Here is an 8,382-nt window from a genome sequence, read left to right on the forward strand (position 1 = left end):
GGAGGACTAGGAGAAATCGGAAAGAACACGTATGCTGTTCAATTTCAGGATGAAATCATCTTAATTGATGCAGGAATTAAATTTCCTGAAGATGAACTCCTAGGGATTGATTATGTTATACCTGATTATACGTATTTAGTAAAAAATGAAGACAAAATTAAAGGTCTTTTTATTACGCACGGACATGAAGACCATATTGGCGGAATCCCCTATTTATTAAGAGAAGTAAACATTCCTATTTATGGCGGCAAACTAGCACTTGGTTTACTTCGCAATAAATTAGAAGAGCACGGATTACTTCGACAAACAAAAATGCATGAAATCAAAGAAGATGATGTCATAAAGTTTAGAAAAACGTCCGTTACATTTTTTCGAACAACCCATAGTATTCCCGATTCTTATGGAATTGTCGTAAAAACACCACCAGGGCAAATCGTTCATACAGGTGATTTTAAGTTTGATTTTACGCCAGTAGGAGAGCCAGCAAATTTAACTAAAATGGCAGAAATCGGTAAAGAAGGGGTACTATGCCTACTATCTGATAGTACGAATAGTGAAATACAAGATTTTACAATGTCAGAACGCCGTGTTGGCGAAAGCATTCATGATATATTTCGCAAAGTTGAGGGCCGAGTAATCTTTGCTACTTTTGCCTCTAATATTCACCGACTACAGCAAGTAACGGAAGCTGCAGTATTAAACGGCAGAAAGATTGCTGTTTTTGGTCGCAGTATGGAAGCTGCCATTAATATTGGCCAAGAGCTAGGATATATTCAGGCCCCAAAGGATACATTTATTGATGCCCAACAAATTAATCGCTTGCCTTCCAACCAAGTCACGATTTTATGCACAGGCAGCCAAGGGGAACCTATGGCCGCTTTATCCAGAATTGCTAACGGAACACATAGACAAATTCAAATCAATCCTGGCGACACGGTTGTTTTCTCATCATCACCAATCCCAGGAAATACGATTAGTGTAAGCAGAACAATTGATATGCTCTCTCGTGCTGGGGCAGATGTTGTTTACGGTAAGCTTTCCAATGTCCATACTTCTGGTCACGGAGGTCAAGAAGAGCAAAAGCTAATGCTGCGACTAATGAAGCCAAAATTCTTTATGCCAATCCACGGTGAATATAGAATGCAAAAAATGCATGCGAAACTTGCTGTAGATTGTGGTGTGATGGATGAAAACTGCTTTATTATGGATAATGGAGAAGTACTTGCCTTAAGTGAAGATTCAGCACAAATTGCTGGGAAAATTCCTTCAGGCTCCGTTTACATTGATGGAAACGGAATTGGTGATATCGGAAATATCGTACTGCGCGATCGACGAATTCTTTCTGAGGAAGGATTAGTAGTTGTTGTTGTCAGCATTAATATGAAGGATTTCAAAATCTCTGCAGGCCCTGACCTCATTTCACGCGGTTTCGTCTATATGAGAGAATCAGGTGATCTTATTAATGATGCTCAATCATTAATTACTAAACACTTGAACAAAGTAATGGAACGGAAAACGACTCAATGGTCAGAAATCAAAAACGAAATAACTGACACACTGGCACCTTTCCTATATGAAAAAACAAAACGCCGTCCAATGATTTTGCCGATTATTATGGAAGTATAATACAAAAGGGGCTGTAATTCACTATATGAATTACAGCCCCTTTTACGATTAAACAAAGCTCCTAGCTCATTACTTTTTTCTCAAAGCGATTAATATCAACATCTGCTCCAATAACAATTAATATGTCATTTAGCTGAATAGCCTCATGTGATAACGGGGAAACGATGATATCATTCTTTCGCTTTATTGCAACAATGTTAATTCCATATTTTGCACGTATATCTAAATCAATTAGAGTATGGCCGCTAAGCTTTTCATTTGCTACAATTTCAACAATACTATGTTCATCTGATAGCTCCAAATAGTCGAGAACATTATTGGAGACGATGTTGTGGGCTATACGTCTGCCCATATCACGCTCAGGATGGACAACATGATCTGCACCAATTTTTCTTAATACTTTCTCATGATAATCATTTTGGGCTTTAACCGTAATTTTTGTTACTCCCAGCTCTTTTAAAATTAACGTTGTTAAAATACTTGCCTGTATATTATCACCAATGGCTACGATGACATGATCAAAGTTTCGAATACCAAGACTTTTAATAACTGATTCATCTGTAGTATCTCCAACTACTGCATGTGATGCGATCATTGAAAATTCATTTACGCGATCTTCATTCACATCTATTGCCATGACTTCCATGCCTTCCTCTGCCAATGCCCGGCAAATGCTTCCACCGAAACGTCCAAGTCCAATCACAGCAAATTCCTTCTTCACCAATCATTCCTCCATGGTATTAACAGTCATTTTCGATTATTTTGTCACACACACATATTGCTATAATTTATCTATTGTATTATTATCTGTGGAAATTAGTCAAGTGCTGTTCGAAACCCTTAAATATGCATGTAATTTAAACTACCTTTCATGCTATATGGACTTACTCAAAAAAAAGAACCAAGCTTTAGCCTGGTTCATTCACACTATTCTGCTTTATTCATTTCATCTAATACTCGATTGACACGCTTCTCTAGCATTTTCATTCCGCTTCCGCCTGCTTGGAAATGACGCAAGTTTCCATCTTTATCAAATACATAATAGGCTGGCACGTATTGATTTTCGAATGCCTCATTTAATTTATGCTCACTATCTACATAAATTGGCTGTACAATTTCATGCTCTGCTGCTGTTTTTTTGATTAATTCTAAATCCAAATCATCCTCAGAACGAGGCATATGAACAGCAACAACATTTAATTGATCCTTATAATCATCCCTAAATTTATTAACATGCGGCATTGCTTCTTTACAAAGATGACAGCTAACAGACCAAAAATGAATTAATGTTGGCTTTTCACCTACAAGCTGAGCCTTCGTTACCTCTCCATTTAACCATTCAGTTGCACCTGTTAACTCAGGCATTTGCTCACGTAATTTCATTGTTTATCCCCCTCATATCGAATCATACTTTAAGAAAAGACCTAACAATCAAGTTAGGCCTTTTCATTAAAATTCTTAATTATACATTTAGTGTACTTTGTCCTGGCTTCCAGTTAGCTGGGCAAAGTCCGCCAGTTTGAAGTGCTTGAAGAACACGAAGAGTTTCATCCACATCACGGCCTATGTTGTTATGGTTAACAACAGAATACATTAATTCACCCTCTGGGCTAATAATATATAATCCGCGAAGGGCGATTCCTTCTTCTTCAATTAATACTCCATAATCGCGTGAAACAACATGATTTGTATCAGCAGCTAATGGATATTTCAAATCACCTAGGCCGTTGTTCTTGCGATCAGTATTGATCCAAGCTAAGTGCGTATGAATTGTATCTGTAGACACTCCAATTACTTCCGCATCTAAATCTTCGAACTCATCATAACGATCTGATAATGCTGTGATTTCTGTTGGACATACGAAAGTGAAATCCATTGGATAGAAGAAAAGAACTGTCCACTTATCATTTTTCATATTTTCTTCAAGGCTTACTTTTCCAAATTCTTTGTTTGCTAAAACTGCATCCATTTCAAATCTAGGTGCTTGTTTACCTACCATACGTTCAGGCATATGTAATCCCTCCATTAAAGTATTAAATGAGAATAGATTAATTAGTTTCTCATTTATGCTTTTATTCACAATTACAAGTATAGATGAGTAATGATTTGAGGTCAATATCAAATTGTAATTAATTTAATTAAATACCTATTATTGTATATTAAATAAATTTATTTGATATAAACCCATTACAATTTTTACCCTCTTTTTACAGAATTTAATCAATAATTTATTGGCTGTCGGAATATTGTTTCAATATCAATTTTAACAAAGTTATCATTCGGAATAAAACAAAATGCTCATCCTAACCCTTTTACTCACTGCTTCTGTCTTCATTTCCTTCCTCTTCTATAAATTCCTTTATTAATTCAACAAAGGCCTGTACCTGCTTAAGCTGGAAAGCAGATTCATAGCCAAGCAGCCATGTATCCCTTTTTAAGGGAAGGCCATGCTCATCCAACAACGGTACTTTAAATATGTTTTTCTCAGCACCATTTAAAGTAATTGCAGGCAAAATCGCATAACCGATCCCGTTGAATGTCATTTGTTTACATGTTTCAATTTGATCAACTACGATCGTTCTTTTTGGGGCTGTCTTGAAAGTCCGAAGCCACCAATCTTGAATTTCCTGAAAGTAATTAGAATCACTTTTAAACTGAATAAATGGGCGATCTGTATTTAAAATCTGTTCAGGTGATGTAATTTCAGTGTCGACCAAATAAAGAGGGTCCTTAAAAAGATGAATTTTTATTCCCTTCCAATCTGGTGTGCCCCGTATAATTCCAATATGTACTTGATCTTCATAAATTGATTTTAATATTTCACTGCTCCAGCCGGTCAATAGAGAAACCTTTGCTTGAGGGTAGCGGGTTACGAATTTCTTTAATACTTGCGGAAGCCAATTTTGCCCAACTATAGAGGCAACAGCTATCTTCAAAGTTCCATGAACTTCTGCATTAAGCGCATGGATGGATTCCCTCACCTTTTCCTCTTTCACAATAACCTCATTAATAAATTTTATGACAAGTTCCCCAGCAGGTGTTAAAGATAATCCCTTTTGAGAACGGACAAATAATTTTTCTCCCCACTCTTTCTCAATCGTTTGCAAGCGCTGAGATAAAGCAGGCTGTGAAACAAATAATCTCTCAGCTGCCTTCCTCATATTCATTTCCTGAGCAAGGACCGAAAGAAAGTGAAACTCAGAAAGTGATGACATATGTTCACTCCGTTCTTTTTTCTTCTACTATAACCTAAAAAGTTTAAAGTTTCATTGTTGGTGAAAAATCGGTTTTATTACAAAAAGACCCTGCAATTACTTTGCAGAGCCTGGTTCTTTCTTTGGCAGTAACATAACAAGGATAAAGCTGATTACAGCAAAAATTAGCACTGTATAATAAACCGTTTGTAAAGAAAAAGTAAGGCCATCTTGAAGCAATGCTTTTAATCCATCTGCAAGTTTATTTCTTTCCTCTTCATTCAAAAGAATATTCGTTGAATCAATCGATAAATCTTCTCCAGCACCATGCCCTTTTTCTTGAAAGTAATACATAATTCGATTATTTAATATTCCGCCAAGCAAGGCTGCCCCAATTGTATTTCCTAAATTTCTCATAAACATATTGGCAGCTGTTGCAATGCCTCTTTGATGCCAGCTGACTGTACTCTGAATTGAAACAATAAAGGTTGTTAAGGTTAGCCCCATTCCAACACCTACAAGAAAAGATCCGCATGCGGCCCAAAGCGGTCCTGCCTCGGGGGAAAGAGTAGCAAACACTATACATCCTAAAATGAGAGATAAACCACCAATAATTGACGTGCTTCTAAACCCGATTTTTAACAATAATCGACCTGCTGACCATGAGGCAATCGGCCAGCCAATTGACATAGTTGTTAGCGTAAATCCAGCAACTATTGGCGAGCGCTCCATCACACCTTGAACAAATGCTGGCAGAAAGCTCGATATTCCTATTAGGATAACTCCTGTCGTTAAGGAAGCTAAGTTAGCGATAAGGATTGAGCGTTCTTTCCAAATGCTAAAAGGCATCATCGGTTCCGGCGTTCTTTTTTCCTGAAAAACAAATAATAGGAAAGCTAGCAAGCTAATGCCTATCAAGCTAATGGCCTTTGATGAGGTCCAGGCCCAATTAACTCCTCCCTCCACTAAGACAATCATTAACGATGAAATAGAAACCGTCAGAAGCAGTGCACCTATATAATCTATCTGAGGCTTTTTCTTTTCTATGTTTTCATGAAGAAATTTCGATATTCCGATAATGGCCAAAATACCAAGAGGGATATTAATCCAAAATACATAATGCCAGCTTACATATTCGACTAAAATTCCGCCGACTGCTGGGCCCATAATGGCAGATATCCCCCATACACTTGATAAATATCCTTGAATTTTGGCTCTCTCTTCCTTCGTATAAATATCACCGACAATGGTTGTAGCAATCGGCATAACAGCCCCTGCTCCAATGCCCTGAATTAATCTAAAGATGATGAGCATTTTCATGGATTGTGCAAATCCACATAATATCGAGCCAATTAAAAAAATGACAATCCCAATAATTAAAATCGGTTTTCTTCCAAATAAATCAGATAGCTTCCCATAAATAAGTACAGTCACTGCATTCATCAGCAAATAAGCAGAAAACACCCAGCTATATAAAGAAAATCCGCCTAAATCCCCTACGATCACTGGCATTGCAGTAGAAACAATTGTAGCCTCTATCGCCCCCATAAACATAGCTAGCATCACCGAAGCTAGCACTAAAGGACGTCTTGTTTGTTTTTTATCTTTATGTATAAATGATTTTTCCATTACCTGTTCCAAGCCATTTTCCTCCTAAAATCGTTTCGCTCCTCGTAATTAAATTAGTATACGTGCTTATCTAATAAAAAAATCAAGCTCCCTTGAAAGGGAGCATTAGTTTTTATTCATTTTGCGAATTTGTTTATTTAACTCTATCATTACGGTTCTTCGTGTAAATATTCCTTCAAAAAAACCATCTTCATTCTCAATGCAAAGGAATGGATTGTCAATTAATAAAGCAACTGAATCCTGGATGGATGAATTAATGTTTAGTCTTGGAATTTTCCGATTCATTACTTCTTCTACGCGCTTTTTTTCCAGCTGTTCAAATTCAATTCTCTCAAGGCCTAGAATTGAGTCCATGATTAACGGGGTACTTATTAAGCCATGAAGTTTATAATACGGATCAAGTACAGGAATGGCCGTGTAGCCGCTTTTTGTTAACACTAAAAGAGCATGCTCTAAATTATTGCCAATTTGAACATGTGCTACCCGTTCTGATGGTATCATAAAATTTCGGATATTCTTTTCTAAAAACTCCCCGCTGTGAAGACTGATCATCGCCGAAACTCCTCAAAAATTATTATTATCTATCTATTTTAGTTTAACACAGTTTTCATTTAGTTGCTCCTAAAAAGTAACGTCCTCCTAAAATCATTAGGATTAATCATCCTTTACTAGTATGAATGTCCTTAACCTCGTATTGACAACGTGAGCATGTATAAATGACATTTTGGTTCGATTGAGCCGTTAAAACGGAAGTTATTTCAGATTCCGTTAAACACTTAGGACACTTTACAGTCGGAAGCATCATTTCATCACCTCATTACTATAATTAACTATTGGAAAGATTTAAATGTATTAGAAAACTCGCCGATTGGCGAGCCCCAAAGGGCGAAGACAGAGGCGTAGTTGCTCTTATGCCTAATAGGAAAGTTATACTTTCCTATCGGCCAAAAAAGGGAACCGTAATTGGCTCCCTTCTAAATGGTTTATTGAATTAGATCAAAAATTTCTATCGTAATCATATCAATATTATCAAATTGATACCTTTTAGGTTTTTCCTTATCATTATAGACTTCTAACTCAAACATTTCACTTTTTGGCTGGTACGTTACCTGACATTTTCTCTCGCCGTTCACCTCGAAAAAACGTTGCATCGGCTCTCCGCCTGTAGATTGTTCCTGTAAGTTTTTTAAACGTGTTAATATCCCTTGAAGCTGTGACATGCTCCCTCTCCTTTCACAAAAACCTTAAACATTATATTTAGGTTTCTCTTTTGGCATGTTTCTATCCTAAATGATTAAATTCAGAAATTTCAATTCCATTCCCTTGCATACCAATATTAACAGCATAAATTAATGTAACCCAATTGTACAAGAAAAAAATATTTTTTTTCTCGTTTTTTTACTTTTGAGAACCTCTGGAATAAGATATGAATGGAAAACAGTCTTATCATCATGATTGCATCGAGAATAATTGATTGAAATTCACTGACCATTTACACTAATATAGAAATGAAAGTGAGGGAGCCTTAATGAAAGAAATTACCATTTATACACAGCCAGATTGTCCGCCTTGCGAAATAACGAAAAGATTCTTAAGTGAATACGGCTTTTCTTATACAGCAAAAGATATTAAAAAAGACGAAAAAGCTAGAAATGATTTAATAAATAAATATCAATCATTTTCTACCCCAACAATCGTAATTGGAGAAGAAGTTATCACTGGTTTTGATTTAGAAAGGTTAAAGGATATTTTAGATATTAAAGAATAACCATTCATTTTTTTATTGGATTGTTCACTTACTGTTTTATAAAGTCGAGCAAAACCTGCCATATTTGATTAAAAACTCTAATGGATTCAAGCATAAGCCAACTTGCAAAGATGATTGGACTATTTTTTTCTGAAAGTAGTTTATATGATCTTTGCTTGTTGAGTG

Annotated in this window: 9 protein-coding genes; 2 read left to right on the forward strand and 7 right to left on the reverse strand. The window is 36.2% G+C overall.

What is annotated here, in order from left to right; genetic code table 11:
* The coding region (gene rnjA / locus V7164_RS15920) for a ribonuclease J1 (protein WP_335354564.1) at window positions 1-1,626 on the forward strand (1,626 nt) is incomplete at its 5' end.
* Window positions 1,627-1,687: 61 nt separating this feature from the next.
* Here rnjA and V7164_RS15925 read toward each other — a convergent pair.
* The 7 genes from V7164_RS15925 to V7164_RS15955 form a co-directional block, all read right to left on the reverse strand.
* The gene (locus V7164_RS15925) at window positions 1,688-2,347 is read right to left on the reverse strand and encodes a potassium channel family protein (RefSeq protein WP_335348037.1); all 660 of its coding nucleotides are present in this window, start codon (window positions 2,345-2,347) and stop codon (window positions 1,688-1,690) included.
* Between the two features lie 206 nt (window positions 2,348-2,553).
* On the reverse strand, window positions 2,554-3,009 hold the full coding sequence (locus V7164_RS15930) for a TlpA family protein disulfide reductase (RefSeq protein WP_335348038.1): 456 nt from the start codon (window positions 3,007-3,009) through the stop codon (window positions 2,554-2,556).
* 79 nt (window positions 3,010-3,088) lie between these two features.
* Window positions 3,089-3,637 (reverse strand): peroxiredoxin, encoded by a 549-nt coding sequence (locus tag V7164_RS15935; RefSeq protein ID WP_315668375.1) that lies wholly within the window; start codon window positions 3,635-3,637, stop codon window positions 3,089-3,091.
* Between the two features lie 301 nt (window positions 3,638-3,938).
* Window positions 3,939-4,841 (reverse strand): LysR family transcriptional regulator, encoded by a 903-nt coding sequence (locus tag V7164_RS15940; protein WP_335354565.1) that lies wholly within the window; start codon window positions 4,839-4,841, stop codon window positions 3,939-3,941.
* Window positions 4,842-4,937: 96 nt separating this feature from the next.
* Window positions 4,938-6,449, reverse strand: a complete 1,512-nt coding sequence (locus V7164_RS15945) for an MDR family MFS transporter (protein ID WP_335348047.1) — start codon at window positions 6,447-6,449, stop codon at window positions 4,938-4,940.
* A 105-nt stretch (window positions 6,450-6,554) separates the two neighbouring features.
* On the reverse strand, window positions 6,555-7,001 hold the full coding sequence (cbpB, locus tag V7164_RS15950; protein ID WP_335348039.1) for a cyclic-di-AMP-binding protein CbpB: 447 nt from the start codon (window positions 6,999-7,001) through the stop codon (window positions 6,555-6,557).
* A gap of 431 nt (window positions 7,002-7,432) precedes the next feature.
* On the reverse strand, window positions 7,433-7,669 hold the full coding sequence (locus tag V7164_RS15955) for a YkuJ family protein (RefSeq protein ID WP_066289674.1): 237 nt from the start codon (window positions 7,667-7,669) through the stop codon (window positions 7,433-7,435).
* Window positions 7,670-7,977: 308 nt separating this feature from the next.
* On the opposite strand from V7164_RS15955, the gene V7164_RS15960 reads away from it, so the two are divergent.
* Entirely contained in the window at window positions 7,978-8,217 is a 240-nt protein-coding gene (locus tag V7164_RS15960; protein ID WP_335348040.1) for a glutaredoxin family protein, read from the forward strand.
* Window positions 8,218-8,382 lie beyond the last annotated feature (165 nt).

The organism is Bacillus sp. JJ1474 (assembly GCF_036965225.1).
GTDB lineage: Bacteria > Bacillota > Bacilli > Bacillales > Cytobacillaceae > Cytobacillus.

What these genes read in the sequence shown, in the direction of transcription:
- V7164_RS15930 (WP_335348038.1), bottom strand. Translation starts at nt 3,009, where the DNA reads ATGAAATTACGTGAGCAAATGCCTGAGTTAACAGGTGCAACTGAATGG.
- V7164_RS15960 (WP_335348040.1), top strand. Translation starts at nt 7,978, where the DNA reads ATGAAAGAAATTACCATTTATACACAGCCAGATTGTCCGCCTTGCGAA.
- V7164_RS15940 (WP_335354565.1), bottom strand. Translation starts at nt 4,841, where the DNA reads ATGTCATCACTTTCTGAGTTTCACTTTCTTTCGGTCCTTGCTCAGGAA.
- cbpB (WP_335348039.1), bottom strand. Translation starts at nt 7,001, where the DNA reads ATGATCAGTCTTCACAGCGGGGAGTTTTTAGAAAAGAATATCCGAAAT.
- V7164_RS15945 (WP_335348047.1), bottom strand. Translation starts at nt 6,449, where the DNA reads ATGGAAAAATCATTTATACATAAAGATAAAAAACAAACAAGACGTCCT.
- V7164_RS15935 (WP_315668375.1), bottom strand. Translation starts at nt 3,637, where the DNA reads ATGCCTGAACGTATGGTAGGTAAACAAGCACCTAGATTTGAAATGGAT.
- V7164_RS15955 (WP_066289674.1), bottom strand. Translation starts at nt 7,669, where the DNA reads ATGTCACAGCTTCAAGGGATATTAACACGTTTAAAAAACTTACAGGAA.